This is a genomic window from Bradyrhizobium sp. dw_78 (assembly GCF_018449525.1).
GTDB lineage: Bacteria > Pseudomonadota > Alphaproteobacteria > Rhizobiales > Xanthobacteraceae > Bradyrhizobium.
The window spans coordinates 1-20,830 of the sequence record NZ_JAAVUS010000001.1 but is presented as its reverse complement, the minus strand read 5'-3'; the positions used below and the strand labels follow the sequence as shown (position 1 = coordinate 20,830).

Here is a 20,830-nt window from a genome sequence, read left to right as displayed (position 1 = left end):
GTCAGGCGGCTTCGGCAAGGGACATGTCGCTCCGGAGCGATTCGACCTTCGATTTGACGGCCTGTATCGCCGTCTGTTTCACCGGACCGAAGCCGCGGATTTCCATCGGCAGCGACAGGATCGCGGTGAGCGCGGAGAGCGAGTCCGCGCGCAATGACGGAAGCAATTCCGAGACGAGCTGGTCGTACCAGCCGATCAGCTCGCGCTCCATCCTTCGTTCTTCCGTATAGCCGAAAATATCGAAGGCCGTCCCACGCAGGAATTTCAGGCGCGCCAGCACGCCGAATAATGGACGAATCCAGCTTCCGAACTGCCGCTTCAGCGGCCTGCCCCGCGCGTCCTTGCCCGCCGGCCAGAACGGCGGCGCAAGGTGATGGCTGATCCTGAAGTCGCCGTCGAATTCCGCGTTGAGCGCCTGTTCAAAGGCCGCATCCCGGTGCAGGCGAGCGACCTCATATTCGTCCTTGTAGGCCATCAGCTTGAACAGCGACCGCGCGACGGCCGTTGTCAGCCGCGTCGAGCCCGGCACGGCGCGGTCTTCGGCGGCACGCACGTCGTTCACGCGCTTCCGATACCGCGCGGCATAATCCGCATCTTGATAGGCGGCAAGGAACGCGGCGCGACGGGCGATGAGGTCGTCCAGCGATTCGGCCACGGACTTCGATATCCCATGCGAAACCCCGACCATCCGGCCCGCAGCAGCGAGGCGGCCGGCCGCGAAGGCCTGCTTGTTCTGGTCGACCGCCACGCCGTTCAGCTCGATGGCGCGCATCAGGGCGCCAAGCGTGACCGGGACCAGCCCCTGCTGCCAGGCCGCGCCCAACAGCATCATGTTGGCGAAGACCGTATCGCCGTAGAGATCGCTGGCGGCCTGATTGGCATCGAAACTGACCATCCGGTCCGGCCCGATCAGCCGCTCGATGCCTTGCAAGCGCTCGCGCGCGGCGAGATCGGCGTCGCGGTTGCGGACGACGTCGCCGGTCGGCATCTCGGCGGTGTTCAAGACCGCGCGCATGGCCGGGCCATAGGCCGTCGAAGCCTTAATGGAAGAACTGACGACGATGTCGCAGCCGATCAGCGCGTCGGCGGCGCCGTGATCGATGCGAACCTGGTGGATCGCATTCGGGGTCGCGGCGAGGCGGATGAAGCTCAGCACTGGCCCGAACTTCTGCGCAAAGCCGGTGAAGTCAAGGACCGACGCCCCCTTTCCGTCCAGATGCCCGGCCATCGTTACCAGCGCGCCGATCGTGATGACGCCGGTGCCGCCGACGCCGGTGACCAGCAGATTGTACGGCTTGTTTAGATTCGGTAGCGCCGGGGCAGGAAGTTCATCGGCGCGGGCCAATGCATCGATACCGACTCCCGTTTTCTTCCGGCGCGTCGCCCCCTCGACCGTGACAAAACTCGGGCAGAAGCCGTTGAGGCAGGAAAAATCCTTGTTGCAGCTCGAGAGATTGATCTGGCGCTTGCGGCCGAACGGCGTCTCCTTTGGCTCGACGCTCAGGCAGTTCGATTCCACCGAACAGTCGCCGCATCCTTCGCAGACGAGATCGTTGATATAGGCAAACTTTTGCGGATCTGGCGCCTGCCCGCGCTTGCGTCGCCGCCGACGCTCGGTGGCGCATTCCTGCTCGTAGATCAGCACCGACACGCCGGGGATCTCACGCAATTCGCGCTGGACCGCATCGAGTTGGCCGCGCGCCTGAATCGTGGTCCCCTTGGGGAAATCACCAAGATCGAACTTGAGCGGATCGTCGGTGACGACGGCAATCCGCTGCACGCCATTGGCGCGCATTTCATGGGCGATGGCGTGAACGCTGATCGGCCCATCGACCGGCTGACCGCCGGTCATGGCCACGGCGTCATTGAACAGGATCTTGTAGGTGATGTTGGCTTTCGCCGCGACGGACTGCCGGATCGCCATCGATCCCGAGTGATAATAGGTGCCCTCGCCGAGATTCTGGAAGACGTGCCCGCGCCCGGTGAACAATGAGGACGCCGCCCAGTTGACGCCCTCGCCGCCCATCTGGATCAACGAACTGGTGTTGCGGTCCATCCAGCTTGCCATGAAATGGCATCCGATACCCGCCAGCGCTTCCGAGCCCTCGGGCACCTTGGTCGAAGTGTTGTGCGGGCAGCCCGAGCAGAAATAGGGCGTGCGTGTCGCGCCGGAAACATCGATCAGTCTTAACGGCGACGGTCGCAGCTTTTCGGCGCGATCGAGCAGGCCAAGGCCGGGAAAGATCGCATCCAGCCGCCGCGCGATGATCGGCGCCAGCAGAAGCGGTGACAGCTCACCGGTCCAGGGCACCAGCGGCAAGTTGTTCTCATCGTTTTTGCCGACCATGCGTTCGGGCTTGTGGCCCGGATAGTCGTAAAAATATTCCTTGAACTGGCTTTCGATGATGCCGCGCTTTTCCTCGATCACGAGGATCTCGCGCTTCTCACGGACGAACTCCAGCGCATCGTGATGGGCGAGCGGCCACACCATCCCGACCTTGTAGATATCGATGCCGAGCCGCCGGCATTCCACCTCGGTCAGGCCGAGCAGCGCCAACGCCTCCATCGCGTCGAGATGGCCCTTCCCCGTGGTCACGATGCCGTAGCTTGCGTCGCTTATGTCATAGATTCGGCGATCGATCGGATTGGCCGCGGCAAAAGCGAGGACGGCGTTCTTCTTGAATTCGAGCCGCTGTTCGATCTGCGGACCGGGGAGATCCGGCCATCGGTAATGAAGACCTCCGGCGGGCATCGCGAACGGCGGAATTTCGAAACGACGGCGCGGCTTCAGTTCTACGGAAGCGCAGGACTCCACCGTTTCCGAGATCGCCTTGAAGCCGACCCACATTCCCGAAAAGCGGCTGAGCGCGTAGCCATATTCGCCGAAGCTGAGATATTCAGCGACCGTCGACGGGTTCAGCGTCGGCATGAACCAGGCCATGAACGCGACGTCGGACTGGTGCGGCATCGAGGACGAGACGCAGCCATGATCGTCGCCGGCCACCACCAGCACGCCGCCATGCCGCGACGAGCCATAGGCGTTGCCATGCTTCAAGGCGTCGCCCGAGCGATCGACGCCGGGTCCCTTGCCATACCAGAGGCCGAAGACTCCCTCGACCTCCCGTCTTGGATTGGTTTCGACCTGCTGCGAGCCGAGAACCGCGGTGGCGGCAAGATCCTCATTGACCGCCGGCAGGAATTCGATGCGGCGCTCACTTAGAAATTTCTTGGCGCGCCACAATTCCAGATCGACGCCGCCGAGCGGCGATCCGCGATAACCCGAGACGAAGCCGGCGGTCTTCAGTCCGTCGGCGCGGTCGCGATCGCTCTGATCGAGCAGGATGCGCACCAAGGCCTGCGTTCCCGTCAGGAGCACGCGCCCGCTGGGTCTGATGTATCGATCCAGCAGCGCATAGGTCTCGATGTCGGTGCGTTCGTCCGGAGCGATGGATGCCATGTCGGTGATCCCACGGATGATGGCGGAATCATCGGCCGAAACAGCCGGTCAGATTATCCATTCTATTCGCGTATTCCCGATAGAATGGTATAATTATCCGATTTTAGGCAGATATCCGGATATTACTGGTCGCGAACCAGAGGAGCTATTAGATGCTCGATTCCCAGGACCGTCGCTTGCTGCTGCACCTGCAAAGGGACAGCCGGCTGAGCAACCAGCAATTGGCCGATCAGGCCGGCCTGTCGGCGTCGGCCTGCTGGCGCCGGGTGGACTCGCTGGAAAAGTCCGGCGTGATCGCGCGCTACACCGCGCTGGTGGATCGGGAGCAGGCGGGGTTTGCGATGTCCGCGATCCTGCATGTCGCGCTCGACCGGCACGACGAAAAATTCGTCGCGCAATTCGTGTCGCGGGTGACACAGCGGCCGGAAGTGCTGGAATGCTTCGCGACGACCGGCGACGCCGACTATCATCTCCGCGTCGTCGTCAGCGACATGGCCGCCTATAACCGGTTCCTCGACGACTTCATGTTCAAGATTCCGGGTATCCGCCACGTGCGAACGAACGTCATTCTCAAAGAAATCAAATACGAGATCGCGCTGCCGTTCTAGAGCAGACGAACCGCCCGACATGGGGAGGCTTGCCGATTAGTAAGTCTCGACGTGATATCTCCCCTCGTCGCGCATCGCGCCCTTGAGGATCGTCCAGTCGATCGAGGCGCCGCGGCAGACATCGGCAAAGGCCTCATTGACGCCGGTCTCCATACCCTTGAGGCCACAAATATAGACGTGGGTTTGCGCGTCCTTGAGAAGACCTGCGACGGTCGCCCCCTCCGAACGAATGCGATCCTGCACATAGACGCGCGGCTGGCCCTGCACCCGCGAATAGCAGAGATATTTACCAAGCAATTTCTCGGGTACTTTCTGCAGCGGGCCGAAATACGGCAATTCTTCAGGCCGCCGCGCCCCGAAGAACAGTAACAGCCGCCCCGGCGCTTCCGGCATCTCGCGGCGGCGCCGCTCGGTGAAGGCGCGGAACGGCGCCGATCCCGTTCCGGTGCAGATCATGATGACGTTCGCCGCCGGATCGTTGGGATGCAGGAAGGTTGCGCCGAACGGGCCGTTGACTTCGACCTTGGCCCCACGCGGAAGATCGCAAAGATAGTTCGAGCACACCCCGCCCGGTTCGCGCTTGACGGTCAGCGACAGATTATTCGCGTTCGGCTTCTCGCCGTCGCGGGCGCTGGCGATGGAATAAAGCCGCACCCTGTGCGGCGTGCCGTCCGCCGCCGTTCCCGGCGCGACGATGCCGATGCTCTGGCCTTCCAGCACCGGAAATGGCTGATCGCCGAAATCCAGGATGATGTGGCGCACATCGGAATCGGCATCCGCATGGGTAAGCCGGAAATTGCCGGTCACGGTCGCCCGTGCCGGCCTGTTGCGATTATACAGATTGACGGTCGGCTTGCTGGCGGAACGGGGCGCGACCGGCTTGCCGCCAAGTCCCTTGCGCGCCTCTTCAAGCAGGGCGTCGATCTCGTCCTCGAGCGCCTCGACGGCTCCCGCGTCCGCAACCGCGATTTCCTGCTGCGGCGGCAGATCGCTCCAGGAAAATTGTTCCGCCAACGTATAGGGATGCGCGACGACCCGCCAATTATCGATCGAACCCGTGGGACATGGCGAGATGCAATCCATGCAGTGATTGCAGATGCTGGCGTCGACGACATAATTGTTGCCGTCATGCGTCACCGCATCGACCGGGCAGGTTTCCTCGCACGTGTTGCAGCGAATGCATATTTCAGGATCGATCAGATGCTGCTTCAACAGCTCCTGCACCGGTTCGTTCATCGTCGGTCGCTCGTTCGCTAGGCTGCGATCTTCACATATTCGAAGTCGCCGGATTTGTTGTCGATACCGAGCTTGGGCGGCGCGATCCAATTAGCGAATTTGCCGGCTTCGCTCACGGGCTTCATCAGCGACTCGATGAAAGAACCGTCCGATTCAGACGGCAGATACTCGCCGCGCTTCCTTGCCCATTCGGCATCGCTAACGATGACGCCCGCCGGTGTCGCCTGCACGTCCTTGAACTCGCCGATCTGGCGGTGGAAGGCGGTGTGGGGCAGAGCCAGGCGGAAATTGACGCCGGCCTTTTCGATGATCTTGTTCCAGCGCTCGACGCCCTTGGCACAGTCCTCCGTGTAGTCGTCGCGCAGACGCATGTTGAGCGCGGTCAGCGCCGGCTCGTCGACCAACGTGATCTTGCCGTCGACCAGCTTCAGCACTTTATAGATATCGTTGGTCAGCCGATGATCGTCGGTGATCCTGGTTTCCTGGAAGCGGCCCTTGAGCCCGGCATTGTAGAAATTGGCGGCGTTGGTCGATACTTCCGAACCGAACAGGTCCAGCGACAGCGAATAATGCAGGTTCATCTTCTTCTGGACGGTCGGAAGATCGACGACGCCGAGCGCCCTCACCCGTTCGATCTCGTTCGCGTCCTCGATCCCGGCGGCCTTCATCGCCTCGCAGGTCCGCTGCAACACGCGGCCGACGCCGGTTTCGCCGACGAACATGTGGTGCGCCTCTTCGGTCAGCATGAAGCGGCAGGTGCGCGACAGCGGATCGAAGCCGGACTGGGCCAGGCTTTCGAGCTGCATCTTGCCGTCGCGGTCGGTGAAGAAGGTGAACATGAAGAAAGACAGCCAGTCCGGCGTCGCCTCGTTGAACGCCCCCAGCATACGCGGACTGTCCGCATCGCCGGAGCGGCGGCGCAACAATTCATCGGCCTCTTCGCGGCCATCACGGCCGAAATATTTCTGCAGCAGATAGACCATTGCCCAGAGATGACGGCCTTCCTCGACATTGACCTGGAACAGGTTACGCATGTCGTAGAGCGAGGGCGCGGTCTTGCCGAGATGGCGCTGCTGCTCGACCGAGGCCGGCTCGGTGTCGCCCTGCACCACGACAAGGCGGCGCAACATGGCACGGTATTCGCCGGGCACTTCCTGCCAGGCCTTCTCGCCGAGATGTTGGCCGAAATTGACCTTGCGGTTTTCGTCCTGCGGCGCGAGCAGCACGCCCCAACGATAGTCCGGCATTTTCACATAGTCGAACTTGGCCCAGCCTTTCGGATCGACGCTGATCGCCGTCCGCAGATAAACCAGCGATTCTTGGAAGCCGTCCGGCCCCATGTCGTTCCACCAGTCGATATAACCGGGATGCCAGCCTTCCAGGGCCTTCAGCACCTGGCGATCCTCGCTGAGATTCACGTTGTTGGGAATCTTGGTGCTGTAGTCGACATTCATGAGATTCATGGCGTTGCTCCCTGTTGGGACGAGCCGCAAATGGATAAGAAAACACCCACTCGCTGCTCGCTATTCCCTATTCGTTTTAGACCCTCGTCATATCGAATAGCGGCCTCTCGCCGCTGCCGTAGCGGCGCAGCGCGCCGTTTTCGCCGACCGCGTTGGGGCGCTGGAAGATCCAGTTCTGCCACGCCGTCAGGCGCGAGAAAATTTTCGATTCCATCGTCTCGGGTCCGACGAAGCGCAAATTCGCTTCCATGCCGGTGAGCCCGTCGGGCGAAAAGCTGGTGCGCTCCTCAAGGAACACCCTCACCTCGTCGTCCCAATCGATGTCGTCGAGCGCGAAGGTAAGGAGGCCGAGTTGTTCGGCCTGCTCCGCATCGATCGCCTCGCCGATCCTGGCCTGCGCGCGCTCCAGGTCGGACGGGTCGGCCTGAAAGCGCGATTGTAATCGCGTCAGGCCGTGGCTCATCGGATAGGGCCCGAAATTCATCGCGGTCAGTTCGATTGTGGGCGGCGGACGGTTGTCGCCCTGCTTCTGGCCGATCAGCATGTAGGAGCGGTCGGCCGCGAACACGAGCTCGGCCAGCGTGCCGACGAAGCACGAGCCCGGCTCGACCAGCGCGACCAGCGTGCGCGAGGTGACATCGATCCGCTTCAGCACACGCTTCCAATACTGCCTGATCTCGTTGACCAGCCAATGCGCCTTATGGGTATCGAGAAAGGCGTCATGGGCAACGACATCAGCGCGGTCGCCATGCGACTTGAACACCAGCATCGCGATCTCGAGTTCGTTGATGCGCAGATGCAGGATCGCGTCGTCCAGCTCGCGCGCGACCTGCAACGGCCAGAACGAGGCGCCCCGCGCGATCAGGCCGTCGATATCCGCAGGCGGCGGCGTTTCCGGCGCCCGAATCGAAATGGTCGCGATGCGCTCGGCGCGATCGATATCGACGCTGACGAAGCCGTAACGGATGCTGTTCTCGCCGATGCTGCGGTCGAGCGGCGTCAGGGCGATGCCCGTGCCGCTGCCGGAACGTTTCGAGGCAGCGGCGAATTCCTTGGTGCGCTCGGCGATCCTGGCCTCCAGCCTGCTGTTGGGTGCGATCTCATCGACCAGCCGCCATTGCACCGCGCGCTTGCCCTTGATGCCTTCTTCGATGGTGCAGAAATAATCGGCGTGGTCGCGGCGCACCTTGCGCTTGTCGACCACGCGGGTCAGGCCGCCGGTGCCCGGCAGCACCGCCAGCAACGGCACTTCCGGCAGCGCCACGGCGGCCGCGCCATCGTCCGCCAGGATGATATGGTCGGTCGCGAGCGCGAGTTCATAGCCGCCGCCGGCCGCCGTGCCATTGACGACGGTAATGAAGCGCTGTCCGGAATTCTCGCTGGAATCTTCCAGGCCGTTGCGGGTCTCGTTGGTGAATTTGCAGAAATTGACCTTGTGGGCATGGGTCGAGCCGGCCAGCATCCGGATATTGGCGCCGGCGCAGAACACGCGGTTCTTGGCCGACCGCAGCACCACCACTTTAACATCGGGATATTCGAAACGGAGCCGCTGCACGGCATCGGCCAATTCGATATCGACGCCGAGATCGTAGGAATTCAGCTTGAGCTGATAGCCTTCGAACAGCCCACCATTCTCGTCGACATCCATCGTCAGCGTGGCGACATCGCCGTCCACGCCGAGCTTCCAGTGCCGATAGCGCGACGGATCGGTCTGAAAATCGATGTATTTCGCGCCGCCCGCGAGGACGCGGTCTTCACCGGCCATTGGTGCCCTCTACGTTTCTAACTCCCCAGATTATGAATTATTATGCATGAATTCGGATGGGAGTCTAGCCTTAACCACCCAATAAAATGCACTTTCGTTCATATTCAGGCGAGCCGGCAGCCCGGCATGGGAGGATCTCCCATCCAGCCGCACCGAAGGCCCAACTAGGTCAGGTTCGGCGCAAGGCCACTTAAAACGATGGACTTTTCCGGCCTGCGGTTTCAGGTGAAGCATCCGCCGCGGATGGGCTGCAATGATCGCTCGGCATCCGCGTTCTGCCCAACGAATGTTCGCGGCTTCCGCACCGGAACATCGAAAACATATCGCGCGTCCGTCGCGCCATCACGCGAAGCCGTCGCGGCGCTCGCGCCCTGACGATACGCGCGCGGATTCGATCAGCTTCGCACTCTTCATTCGTGACGAGTCCATGACGCCGATGTTGATGTTCCGGCGAGGATCGGAACACCTACCATCCGGACGTCAAACTATGGCCGCACGTTCGTTGCAGATTAAGCCTCTCCAACAACAATGAGGCTTCGCTGCGTTCATGCTGAAGACAAGCCTGAGATTCATTCTGGTTGCGTATGTTTGTCTGCTGGCGGTTCATCCGGCGAGCGCGCAGGAGGTGTATGGTTCCCCGACGCAGCCCGATGCGGCGACAACGCCTGCGCAGGCGCAGCAGGTTCTCGACATCCTGCAGGATGACGGCAAGCGCGCGCAATTGATCCAGACCTTGCAGACGATCGCCAAGGCATCGCAACCCATCGCGACGGCGCCGGCAGCAGCATCGATCGCGCCGAACGACAATCTCGGGGTGCAGCTTCTGGTGCAGGTTTCGGACTGGTTCGGCGACGTATCGGACCAGCTCGCCGGCGCCGCGCGCACCGTGTCGGATTTTCCGATGATCTGGCACTGGCTGGTCCAGCTGACGACCAATCCGTTCGCGCGCCAGACGCTGATCGACACGGCGTGGCGGCTGGCACTGGTGATCTTCTGCGCGTTCGTCGCCGAATGGATCATTCGTCGCGTGGTGCGCCGTCCATTGGCTGCCGTCGACCGCTACGTTCCGTACCGTGGACGTCAAGCCGACGATCTGCAACCGCCTCCCGCTGACGGAGCTGTATCTGTGGCCGACGCGCAGCAAGTGCGCCGGTGGCACGCAAGCCTGGCTTACGCGTGGCAGCTCGTGCTGCGGCTGCCCTTCGTGCTCGCTCGGTTGTTCCTGGACCTGCTGCCGGTGATCTGCTTTGCCGCGATCGGCAATCTCCTGCTGGCAACAGACCTTGGCCGGGCGGCGACGCCGCGCGTGGTGATTCTGGCCATGGTCAATGCCTATGTCCTCTACAGCACCATTACCTATGTCACCGCCGCGGTGATCTCGCCGGCATCGAGCCAGCCAAGCCTTTTCGTCATTCGCGACGAAACCGCGGCCTATCTCGACATCTGGTGGCGGCGGATCGTCGCCGTCACGATCTTCGGCGTCGCGACGGCCAACATCGCATTGCTGCTCGGCCTCTACCGGCCGGCCTATGCGGCCGCCATCCGGCTGGTGATGCTGATCGCCCATCTGTTCCTCGTCATCATCATCCTGCAATGCCGCCGCAACGTCGCCGAGCTGATCCGTTCGCCAAAGGCCGAGCATGGGCTGTTCGCCGTGATGCGTAACCGCCTCGCCGATGTCTGGCACATCCTGGCGATCATCCTCGACCTGGCGCTGTGGGCGGTGTGGGCGTTCCGGGTGCAGAACGGCTATGCTTTGTTGCTGCGGTACTTCTTCGCCGGGATCGCCGTCCTGGTGATTGCGCGGCTGGTGTCGATCGCGATGATGACGGCGCTGGATCGTCTTTTCCGGATCAGCCCGGAGTTCCTGCGCCAGTTTCCCGGCCTCGAGGCCCGCGCCAACCGCTATTTTCCGGCGCTGCGCCGGATAGTCTCCGGGATGATCGCCGTCATTACCGTGATTGCTCTGCTCGAGGTCTGGGGCATCGACGCGACCGCATGGTTCTCCAGCGATCAGATCGGCGGGCGCCTGCTTTCCGCCGTGGTCACGATCGGCATTGCCGGGGCCGTCGCGCTGGCGATCTGGGAGGCGATCAATGCCGCGATCGATCAGCATCTCACGCAGCTTTCGCGCGACGGACGCTATGCGCGCGCCGCCCGCCTGCGAACCTTCCTGCCGATGGCGCGGACCGCCCTGTTGTCGATCATCGTCACGATCGTGGCGCTCACCGCGCTGAGCGAAATTGGCGTCAACATCGCGCCGCTGCTGGCCGGCGCCGGGATCATCGGCATCGCCATCGGTTTCGGCTCGCAGAAGCTGGTGCAGGACGTCATCACCGGACTGTTCCTGCTGCTGGAGAACGCGATGCAGGTGGGCGAGACCGTCTCCGTGTCCGGACTGTCGGGCGTGGTCGAAAACCTGTCGATCCGCACCATCCGACTGCGGGCGGGCGATGGCTCCATTCACATCGTTCCGTTCAGCTCGGTCACGAGCGTCACCAATACCAACCGGGGCATCGGCAACGCCTCGGTCAGCGTCAACGTGGCCTACAAGGAGGACACCGACCAGGTCGGCACGGTGCTGAAGGAGATCGCCGCAGAGATCCGGAAGGATCCCGAGTTCAAACCGCTGATTCGCAGCGACCTCGATCTCTGGGGCGTCGACAAGGTGGACGCCACGATGGCGACCATCGTTGGCCAGATCGTCTGCACCGATGCCGGACGCTGGCCGGTCCAGCGCGAATTCTACCGGCGCATGAAGAAGCGCTTTCAGGAACTCGGCATCGAGATCGCCCAGCCCTCACAAACGACCGTCGTCGTGCAGAATCTGCCCGCTCAGCAGCCGGAGGCGGACGAGGCGGCAGACGAACCGCAACGGCGCTCTTCGGCCGCCCGCGGCTGAACGAAGCACGAAATCGACGGTGTACGACGCGACGTCCGGCAGAAGCACTATCGCCTTGTTGAAATCGCGTTACTCCGCCGGCGCCGCGATGCGTTTATTGCCGTCCCAGAAAATAAGCCGTCGATGCAAAACCTGGATCGCCGTCGTTCCGATCAGTCCGATCATCACCAGGCTGAACAAGGCCGCGAACATTTGCGCCGTATCGAAATTGGAGAGCGACGACTGGATAAGCCAGCCCAGCCCCTCGCTCGAGGCCACGAACTCTCCAACCACGGCTCCGATCAGGCTCAACACGACCGCTATCTGCAAGCCGGCGAAAATATGCCCGGCCGCCGCGAACAGCTTGACCCGCTGGAAAGTCATCCATCCGGGCGCGGAGAATGCCTTCATCATGTTCAGCAGCGCCGGATCGGTTTGACGAATTCCCGCGACCGTATTCACAAAAAGCGGGAAAAAGCACATCAGCGCCACCATCGCGATCTTCGACCATATGCCATAGCCGAACCAGACGATGATCAGCGGCGCGAGCGCGACCTTCGGCATCGATTGCAGGGCAACGATGAAGGGATAAAAACTCTTCTCGAAGGTCCGCGACTCCGCGAGAACCGCTCCGATCACGATCGCGACCGAGCAGCCGAGTACATATCCGATCAGCGTCGACGACAAGGTAAAGGCGAAGTGAGGCCAGAACTCGCCGTCGATATAACCCGCCTTGAGACACGCCAGCACCGCGAGAGGGCGAGGCAGAATATAATCAGGAACGCCCAGAAGCTCGATCGACAATTGCCATACCGCCACCAGCACGACAAAGGTGCAGAGCGGATAGATCACGGAAGATATCCGGTTTCTCATGGCGCTTTTACCTGGTCGTTGAACATTCGGCGGATCTTTCCGCATATGGCTCCAAACGCCGGCGACGACATGGAATCGAGCGACCGCAGACGCGGCAGATCGATGATGATTTCAGCATGCAGCCGGCCCGGTGACGGGGTCATGACCAGAACGCGGTCCGACAGGAACACCGCCTCTGGAATGCTATGGGTGATGAACAGCACCGTCTTCCGTCTCGCGGTCCAGATATCCTGCAACTCGATCGACATGCGTTCGCGCGTCATGGCATCAAGAGCGGCGAACGGCTCGTCCATCAGCAGGATCGCCGGGTCCCGGATCAGCGCCCGCGCGATACCGACGCGCTGCTGCATGCCTCCCGAAAGTTCATCCGGATAATGATGGGCAAACGCCTGCAGGCCGACGAGCGCCAATAGTTCCTGCGCTCTCGGCCTCGCCGCGGCAACGTCCTGGCGCAGTGCCCGAACCGGAATCAGGACATTCTCCAGCACCGTCGCCCAGGGCAGCAGTGTCGGCTTCTGAAAGACGACACCAACATCGGCGCGCGGGGAAGCGACCGTTTCGCCCAGCACTTTCACGCCGCCGCTCGACGGCTGCAAAAGGCCGGCGACAACGTTGAGAAAGGTGGATTTTCCGCAACCGGAAGGCCCCAGGATGGAAACAAATTCACCGGCCCGGATCGACAGCGAGAGGTCGTCGACTGCCCGCTGTGGCCCACGGCTGGATTGATATACGACGGAAAGATGCTCCGCCTCCAGCACGTTATCTTTATGGTGGAGACCGGCCTCGGTGTTTGCGACATCGGGCTCTATTCTTAGCTCGCGCGCGCGGCGTTGAAACATCTCATGCTCTCCGCATTCGACTTATGCTTCCATCAAGAACAACTGACGCGACGGCATCAGTTGAGCTGCCTTTCACTTGAGTTGCCTTGCCCGGTCCTGGACTTCCTTGACGTTGAAATTGTTGATCTGGTCGACGAAAGCGTTGGTGTACAGCGTTGACGGATCGATATCCTTTGTCGTCACGACTCCGCCCTCGTACAGAATTTCAATGTGATTTTTCCAATCTTGCTCGGAATATTCGCCAAAGCGCCTCGGCGCGCCTTCTGGAAAGGCCAGATAGCTTTCCATCCGGGACTCGAGAATCCGTTTTCCGATGGCGACCGCCTCTTCATCGCTTACGCCGGACGGCTTCAGATTGGGCCGCATTTTATAGTAGTTGCGCACGCAAAAATCGGGATTCACCTCACAGGTCAGAATCCCCTTTGTCACGGCGCGGCCGAACCCGATGATGAGATCCGGCCGCTGCGCGATGGTGTCGAGATGAGCGATGAAGCCGTTCGAGAACAAATTACGGAACTTGTCCGGCTGCGGCAGGCTGCGCAGCTCGGCCCCGGTCGCCGCAAACGCCGCAATGTTGGTGTCGTAGGTGTTATAGGTGTCGACCTGTCCGGTTAATGTCGCGCGAAAGGCCGAGGGTCCCATCCCGATGGTCTGAAAGGAGTAGTCCTTGCCGGCCGTGAGGCCGATTTCCTTCAGCATCGCCGTTGTCATCTGCACGGTAGCGTTACCCAGGGCGGCGACACCGATCGTCTTTCCGCGCAGATCGGCGATGGTCTTGAGCGGACTGTTCTCCGGAACGATGAATTGCCAGATGTTGCGCCGCGCGGCGTTGTAAACAAACTTCATCGGCAGCGGATCGCGGCCGGGCTGGCGGGAGACGATCAGCGGATCGGATCCCGGGAAGCCAAAGGTAATCGTCTTGTTGGCGATCAGCGGCAGCAATGTCGAGCTGCCGCTAAAGTCCAGAATTTCAAGGTCGATGTTCTCTTCCTTGAAATATCCAAGCTGCATGGCCGCGAATATCGGCCCGAAGGTCAGCGTGGTGGCGGCCGGCTGGCCAAGCTTGACCGATTCCGCCTTTGCGGCCGGCGTCACGAGAAACATCGCCGCCAGGCACGCAACAGCCGCCCGATAGCGACCGAACCAGCGCGTATTCACATTAGCCTCTATCATACTGACTTCCCCTTTAGTGCCGCGTCGGACGACCATGCTTTTGTCGCTTCCATTTTCGTTCGATCATGAAGACGCCAAGCTCGACTCCATCGCAGGGTTTGCGACCACCCTCCGCAAATTCCGCTGGTTTGCTGATCCCGTAGCCTGTCGACGCGTCCCGCTTTTCGCCTTTCGGCCCGTAGCAAGAGCACCGGACCACGTTAAATGTTTCATGTCACGTTTCAGCAAGAAGCATGCCACAGGCAAATTCCGGCACCGCCGCTGAAACGGAATGGATAACGAGCCCGGTTCGGTACCGGGGGACCGGTTGCCGGGCGCGCCGGGAAAATCACGGACGGATTGCTGCGCCCTGTTTGCGGGCACAGGGCTCCGAAAAGCAGCAGCGGCTTTGCTGAAGAATGAAAGCGATACTCGCCAAGCATGCGCGGCTGAGTGCCGACTTGCGATCCGCGCGAAGAAAACGCGTCAAAACAAATATGAGAATCCGGTTCTGATTCAATCAGAACCGATAGGGCTCGTGATGCGAGGATCTCCGGAAATCACACGGTGCCGGCACACACGGCAAGTAAGCCCGCTCAACGGCGCTCGCTCTCACACTTATCGGCGTCAGGTTTTGCTCACCGCCAAGCCGGCGACCAAGCCAAAGACAACGCCATTCAAACCTGTCAGTCCTGAACTTCAATGGCCAGCGCGGGACATATCCTCTGCGCCTGCCGCACGGCCTCAAATTGCTCGGGTGGCGGCTCCGGATTCAGGAGGAAAACGACGCCGTCTTCCTCACGCTGGTCGAACACAGCAGACGCAACCAGGACACATTGTCCGGCCCCGCAGCATTTTGCCTGATCGATCAAAACTTTCATGCATTTTTCCCGACGAAACTCACCATGCGATCGGCAGGCTATCGACCCCGTAAACGAACATGTCGTCCTTGAACTTGAGTGCGGAGACAGGAACGGCGAGACGAAGCGCCGGTATCCGCTTGAACAGCGTTCCAAACACGGCCTGCAGTTCCGCGCGGGCCAGCGGCTGGCCGAGGCATTGATGGACACCGAATCCAAAGGCGACATGGTGGCGTGCGTCGCGCCGGATGTCGAAACGATCGGGATCATCGAATGCCCGGGCATCGCGGTTTGCGGAAGGATTATGCGCGATGATCCCGTCGCCCTTGCGGATCAGGCAGCCACCGATTTCGATGTCGGCAAGCGCTATTCGCCGGCGTCCCGCATGGGCGACATCCACATAGCGAAGGATTTCCTCGACCGCGCCGTTAAGCAAGGATGGATCATCCTTTAGCGCCTTGAGCTGGTCAGGATGTTCCAGCAAAGCCAGGACGCCCATCGCGATCGTATTGGCGGATGTCTCGTGTCCGGCAACCAGCAACTGTCGGGCGACGCTGATGAGGCCGTGACGGTCGAGATTGCCGGAGCGGAATTGAGCGACGATCACCCTGCTCAAGAGATCGTCCTGCGGATCGGCGCTCTTGCGATCGATCAGATCGCCGAGATAGCCGTCACACAATTCCCGGGTGACCTCCGCGGCTTTTTCGGGAGACGTGTTTGAGGACGCGATAATCGCCGCACGGCTCTGAAAAAAATCCTGATCTTCATAAGGTATCCCAAGGAGATCGCAGATGATGAGCGACGGCAACGCCAGGGCCAGGTCTTCGACCAGTTCGGCCGGCGGCCCTTTGTCGAGCATGGCCTCGATACGCTGGTCGACGATTTCCTGTATCCTGGTGCGAAGCTGATCTATCCGCCTCACGGTAAATTCCGCGGTCAGCATGCGCCGGTGCAGCGTGTGGTCGGGCGGATCCATCGACATGAAGGTGCGGTAGCGGCTGCGCACCAATGACATTCCGGGACTATGACCGGGAAAGTCAGGCCGGGTGGTATCCGCGCTGACGCGAGGATCCGTCAGCAACGCACGAACATCGTCATATCGCGTCGCAAGCCAGGCTTCCTGCCCGTTCCACAGCCGGACTCGCGAAATGGGCTGGTCTTTTCGCAAGTCGGCAAGCGGGGGTGGCGGATCGAGCGGATAATCCCGCGGCATCGGATAGGCCGACGCGGCACCGTGGTGAAAAGGGCAGCCCGCTACGGCGCCTGCCTGCTGGTCTGACGAACCGACATTTGCTGGTACCGCCATCTCGCTCCCCATCGACGGATCACGCCCCTCGTCTCCCCGCGCCCCAAGCGCCGGCGACGGTCCATATATATGACATGTTTCATGTTACGTGAAGAGGAAATTCTTGGCCACCTGGTGAGAGTTCACCCGATGAAGGGCGAGCAGCTGCCGAGAAGCCGTCCGCTGGCGCCATCATCGCGAAGGCGCCAACTACAAGCAGGCGCCCATTGGTATTGCCCGCCAATGACAAGCCAGCCGACGGGACTCTAACCTTCGACCAGGCCAAGAAAGCAGCACAAGAATCCGTCGCCTCGCCAGAACGGAGAAGTCGCGGCGCAGACTACGGGGCCGGTCCCTACCGTGCGATCGGCCGTTCAGGCCGACATCAAGGAACGCGACGCTCGAGATGGCCGGCGGACGGGCCGCGAGGTGCGATCCGACGCTGGCAACAGGCTGCGCCGCGATGTTTTCGGTCGAGAGGGCGGCAGTCGTGCCCCCTGGTGCCAGGGAATGGAGGGAATGTGGTACCGATGGCGAGACGAGCTTAAAAAATTGGATAACCTCTCATAAGGATTCGAGTGGTCGAGATCTCACCCGATTTTCACTAACGCGGACTATCTTATCGTGGGCGACTAGGAAAAAGCTGAAGCCAGTGATTGAGCTAAATTGCTCCGTGCCGCGAAATAGGCTTCGATCTCAGCAACCGCCAAACTCTCCCATTCCCTCGCTTGCTCCAGCAAGGACCAGCTCTGTCGCGGACGAAACGCCGCTGCCTGGCGGTACAGCGAAGCGGTCGCGCGATACCGGCGTACATTTTCCAGAACTGCGTTGCTATTCATGATCGTTCTCCCGTCTTTATCCCGGCCCGAATGTGGCCGAGGCAATTTTCTAATTCGTTAGCGGGACGAAGCGACAGCTGGAATGGTTTCTGGATCGTAAGACAGCAATGACCTGACGATCGGATCGATCGCCTGCGTCAGGCAACCTGCTTTAAGCGCTTGGCAATCTTCGCGATGGTCGCATGGCTGCAGCCGGTCACACTCTGAATTGTACCCCACGACTGCTTCGAGGCGAACATTCGCCCGATCGCCGTGTTCCGTTCCACATCTTCCCGGACGCCCCGATGCCGGATTACAGCGCGCCGGGCAGCCAGGTAGTCTGCGCCATATGATCAGTTTGTGTCATTCGGGTTAACAGTGGTCTTTTAACCATTTGGCTCTCTACCCATGCTGATGCAAACTTCTTCGTTACCTCTCTTCGTTTCAGAAGAAGCGAAGTAACGGAGGCGTTCGCCGAAAACATGCACGCTGGCGCCTATTCTGATCTCAAATTAGCCGTTGCTGAAAGACAGCAGCATCGCTGGTTTTTGCACACCCAAGGTCGATCCGGGCAAGGCTGTTTCTCTCGGCATCGCGCTCGCGTTACCCCAAAAACTTCGATCATGACGCAGGCCGCACAACTAAATTAGCAAAGGTGTTCAGTATTGCTCAGACATAGCGGCGGCAAATTTATAACATACTGATTGTTCGATCCGGATTTGGGGTGACCGATGTTTCACATCCGGCGGGGCTAAATCTTTATTTTCTCGTTTGTCGATCAGTTCAGCCGCAGATCGCGGTTTGTCTAACAGACATCTGACTTGGAAGCGGGGTGGCGTGAGCTTTATCGCTCTCCCGTCCTCGGCGTGAGCGAGGAGGGGGCGATGGGTGCTGTATGTCCGACTGTTGTGCATCGGCGTCCGTTTTGGTGTTCGATCGTCGCTTCTGCAGTCCTCGGCCTGACAATGCTCGCCCCGGCATCTTCCGTTCATGCGCAGGCGCCCAACCTGGGTACCGTCGGGAGCTTCGCAGTGCTGGGCGGCTCGACGGTCACGAATGTCGGCGCCACTGTCCTCAGCGGAACCGCCGCGGACCCTGGTAATCTCGGCCTCAGCCCGGGCAGCGCGATCGTCGGATTTCCCCCTGGTTTCTTGACCGGGCCGGGAGCGACGATCCATATCAGCGACGCGATCGCGAACCAGGCTCAGGTCGACCTGACGAATGCCTATAATATTCTGGCGAGCCGGCCGACCACGGCGAACCTGACGGGTCAGAATCTCGGCGGCCTGACGCTTACACCGGGCGTCTATAGTTTTGCCTCAGCGGCTCAGCTGACGGGAGCTCTTACCCTCAACGGCCTCGGCAACCCCAACGCGGTCTTTATCTTCAACATCGGGACCGCGCTGACCACCGCCAACGCTTCTGTGGTCAACCTGATCAACGGCGCGCAAGGCGGCAATGTATTTTGGAGAGTCGGCAGTTCCGCGACGCTCGGCACCACAACATCCTTCGTCGGTGACATCCTGGCCAATGCCAGCATCACGCTGAATACCGGCGCCAGGATCACCTGCGGTGCCGCCTGGTCAAGCACCGGCGCCGTGGCATTGGATACCAATACGATTGCCCTGTGTGATCTCATCGCCGCAGCCGGTATTGGTATGGGTGGTGGCAGTGGCGGCGGCGGCGTTATCCTCGGTCCTACTGGTGTCCCGCTCATCGCGTCCATGCTGCCGTCCGTGGCCAATGACAGTCAACGCGCCGTGGCGACGGCTATTGATACCTTCGTCGCCAGAGGCGGCGCATTGCCTCTCGGGTTTCTGGGCCTCTTCAACCTGTCGCCTGGGAATCTGGCGAACGCGCTGACGCAAATCCAGGGAGAGGCCGGCACAGGCTTCGCCCAGGCCGGTGTGCAGGCGATGAACTCGTTCCTGTCGCTGGTGACCAATCCTTATGCGGAGTACCGCGGCTTCGCGCCGGAGAGTCCGCTGCCCCGGCCTGCGCTGTACTACAAGGCGCTGAACCAGGCCGTGGTCGATCCGCGCCGCTGGAATATCTGGGCCGCGGGCTATGGAGGCCAAAGCAATTTAAACGGCGATGCTGCCGCCGGAAGTCACGATCTGACGGCGCGAGCCTACGGCTTCGCGACCGGCCTCGACTACCGCGTCGCGCCCCGCACGATCGTCGGCTTTGCGCTGGGAGGCGGCGGCACCAATTTTGGTTTGGCCATGCCTTGGGCAATGGACACAGCGACATGTTCCAGGCGGCCATCTATGGTCTGACGCGTGTCAATGCGGCCTATCTATCGGCGGCACTCGCCTATGGTTGGCATCAGGCGTCGACAGACCGGATAGTGACCGTGGCGGGCTTCGACCAACTGACGGCGGACTTCTCCGCCAACAACATCGGCGGCCGGATCGAGGGCGGTTATCGGTTCGCCCTTCCGGGCGTTCTCGACCTGACGGGGTTCGGGCTCACGCCTTACGCTGCATTGCAGATGCAGGCCCTCCACACGCCGTCCTACAGTGAGACCGCCGTCTCCGGTTCGTCGGCCTTCGCGCTGACTTACGACGCCCACACCACGACCGTGATCCGATCCGAGCTCGGCGCCTGGTTCGACTGGCCGTTCGCGCTGGACGACGGTGCGATTCTGTCGCTGCGCAGCCGCGCCGCCTGGGCGCACGACGATTGGTCCAACCTGGACTACACCCCCAGCTTCCAATCGCTACCCGGATCGAGTTGGACTGAGACGGGCGCTCCACCGACGCGTGACTTATTGCTCGCCTCGGCCGTTGCGGAGGTCAGTTTAAGGAACGGGATATCGCTCGCTGGTAAGTTCGACTCTGAACTGAGCCAGCATTCCCAGACTTATATCGGGTCCGCACGGGTGCGCTATAGTTGGTGAATGGAAACGGCGCTGCATTTGGCCGGTTGAAAGAGCCTGCGGAACGGGATCAACAGAACGTCGTTGATAGCTAATGGAATATAAATTTCTCGCGATCATTGTTAGTTCGATTATTGTGCTGGTGGCAGCGTTCGCGCTGGCGGTTCCGCCTACCGATTCGAGCGGCCCGCCGCAAGAAACCCTTTTGGTGCGCGCTGCGCGGTGACTATGCGAGATCCTCCAGGTCGAGGTCTCATCGTGCTCTCTCATTGTTTGTTCGGAGCAACGATCCTGCGCGCGGTCGTTGCATTCGCCGTAGTTTGATCCTCGACCGTCTCGCCAATCTGCACGAAGACCGTTTTCGGGCGGTCTTTTTGCTTGTTACGGCTGCCGCTATCGAATTGGCTCATATTCGTTGATCGGACTAACCAAACGGCCCCGGCGTTATCCACGCATACACCGGAGCCGTGCTGAGTGCCACCGAACCAACCTGAGAAGAACATTCGGCGACGATAGTACGACGTCCGTCCGATCCTATCGTTCCTTGCACCGAAACGATTTCCCGTCCCAGCCGGCTCTCATGGAATCCGCCGACGTTAGCCAGGAACCAATCCTGCGGGACCGGATTTAAATGCGGGTTCTGCCGCGGAGTGCTGCGTCGTGTCCTGGGATCGTCCGTTTGATCAGCCCGTTCCCCTGCCGAAGGGCGCGA

Annotated in this window: 16 protein-coding genes; 5 read left to right on the top strand and 11 right to left on the bottom strand. The window is 61.1% G+C overall.

The features are described 5' to 3' along the window. Position 1: 1 nt before the first annotated feature. A complete protein-coding gene (locus HB630_RS00075) occupies positions 2–3,457 on the bottom strand; it encodes an indolepyruvate ferredoxin oxidoreductase family protein (protein WP_213769337.1) in 3,456 nt (1,151 codons plus the stop codon). Positions 3,458–3,609: 152 nt separating this feature from the next. Here HB630_RS00075 and HB630_RS00070 point away from each other — a divergent pair, with 152 nt between their 5' ends. Next, complete coding sequence (locus HB630_RS00070) at positions 3,610–4,065, top strand: Lrp/AsnC family transcriptional regulator (protein ID WP_213769336.1); 456 nt, start codon at positions 3,610–3,612, stop codon at positions 4,063–4,065. A 36-nt stretch (positions 4,066–4,101) separates the two neighbouring features. Here the strand turns inward: HB630_RS00070 and boxA are convergent, their stop codons facing one another. From boxA to boxC, 3 genes are all read right to left on the bottom strand, one after another. Beyond that, entirely contained in the window at positions 4,102–5,301 is a 1,200-nt protein-coding gene (gene boxA, locus HB630_RS00065) for a benzoyl-CoA 2,3-epoxidase subunit BoxA (RefSeq protein WP_213769335.1), read from the bottom strand. 17 nt (positions 5,302–5,318) lie between these two features. Next, a complete protein-coding gene (gene boxB / locus HB630_RS00060; protein ID WP_213769334.1) occupies positions 5,319–6,764 on the bottom strand; it encodes a benzoyl-CoA 2,3-epoxidase subunit BoxB in 1,446 nt (481 codons plus the stop codon). 76 nt (positions 6,765–6,840) lie between these two features. Beyond that, positions 6,841–8,529 carry a 2,3-epoxybenzoyl-CoA dihydrolase gene (gene boxC, locus HB630_RS00055; protein ID WP_213769333.1) on the bottom strand — a complete coding sequence of 563 codons (1,689 nt, stop codon included), beginning with the start codon at positions 8,527–8,529 and terminating at the stop codon, positions 6,841–6,843. 547 nt (positions 8,530–9,076) lie between these two features. Here boxC and HB630_RS00050 point away from each other — a divergent pair. Next, positions 9,077–11,431, top strand: coding sequence for a mechanosensitive ion channel domain-containing protein (locus tag HB630_RS00050; protein ID WP_213769332.1), 2,355 nt, complete (start codon positions 9,077–9,079; stop codon positions 11,429–11,431). Positions 11,432–11,500: 69 nt separating this feature from the next. Here the strand turns inward: HB630_RS00050 and HB630_RS00045 are convergent, their stop codons facing one another. The 6 genes from HB630_RS00045 to HB630_RS00020 all read right to left on the bottom strand — a co-directional run bounded on the left by HB630_RS00045 (position 11,501) and on the right by HB630_RS00020 (position 17,258). Further along, complete coding sequence (locus HB630_RS00045) at positions 11,501–12,283, bottom strand: ABC transporter permease (RefSeq protein ID WP_213769331.1); 783 nt, start codon at positions 12,281–12,283, stop codon at positions 11,501–11,503. After that, positions 12,280–13,122 (bottom strand): ABC transporter ATP-binding protein, encoded by an 843-nt coding sequence (locus HB630_RS00040; RefSeq protein WP_213769330.1) that lies wholly within the window; start codon positions 13,120–13,122, stop codon positions 12,280–12,282. The genes HB630_RS00045 and HB630_RS00040 overlap by 4 nt, the downstream gene beginning before the upstream one ends. 72 nt (positions 13,123–13,194) lie before the next feature. Further along, positions 13,195–14,295, bottom strand: a complete 1,101-nt coding sequence (locus tag HB630_RS00035; protein ID WP_213769329.1) for an ABC transporter substrate-binding protein — start codon at positions 14,293–14,295, stop codon at positions 13,195–13,197. A gap of 665 nt (positions 14,296–14,960) precedes the next feature. After that, a complete protein-coding gene (locus HB630_RS00030) occupies positions 14,961–15,155 on the bottom strand; it encodes a ferredoxin (RefSeq protein WP_213769328.1) in 195 nt (64 codons plus the stop codon). 19 nt (positions 15,156–15,174) lie between these two features. Further along, positions 15,175–16,440, bottom strand: coding sequence for a cytochrome P450 (locus HB630_RS00025; protein ID WP_213769327.1), 1,266 nt, complete (start codon positions 16,438–16,440; stop codon positions 15,175–15,177). A gap of 611 nt (positions 16,441–17,051) precedes the next feature. Beyond that, complete coding sequence (locus HB630_RS00020) at positions 17,052–17,258, bottom strand: hypothetical protein (protein ID WP_213769326.1); 207 nt, start codon at positions 17,256–17,258, stop codon at positions 17,052–17,054. An 863-nt stretch (positions 17,259–18,121) separates the two neighbouring features. Between HB630_RS00020 and HB630_RS00015 the strand changes: the two genes are divergently transcribed. The 3 genes from HB630_RS00015 (at position 18,122) to HB630_RS28580 (ending at position 20,344) form a co-directional block, all read left to right on the top strand. Continuing rightward, complete coding sequence (locus tag HB630_RS00015; protein ID WP_213769325.1) at positions 18,122–19,516, top strand: ice-binding family protein; 1,395 nt, start codon at positions 18,122–18,124, stop codon at positions 19,514–19,516. Continuing rightward, positions 19,489–20,139, top strand: coding sequence for an autotransporter outer membrane beta-barrel domain-containing protein (locus HB630_RS00010; RefSeq protein ID WP_213769324.1), 651 nt, complete (start codon positions 19,489–19,491; stop codon positions 20,137–20,139). Before HB630_RS00015 ends, HB630_RS00010 begins: the two co-directional genes overlap by 28 nt. Positions 20,140–20,212: 73 nt before the next feature. Beyond that, positions 20,213–20,344, top strand: coding sequence for a hypothetical protein (locus HB630_RS28580; RefSeq protein ID WP_276571573.1), 132 nt, complete (start codon positions 20,213–20,215; stop codon positions 20,342–20,344). A gap of 40 nt (positions 20,345–20,384) precedes the next feature. Here HB630_RS28580 and HB630_RS00005 read toward each other — a convergent pair whose 3' ends face one another. Beyond that, positions 20,385–20,528: a hypothetical protein gene (locus HB630_RS00005; protein WP_213769323.1), complete on the bottom strand. Its 144-nt coding sequence runs from the start codon at positions 20,526–20,528 to the stop codon at positions 20,385–20,387. Positions 20,529–20,830: the final 302 nt, after the last annotated feature.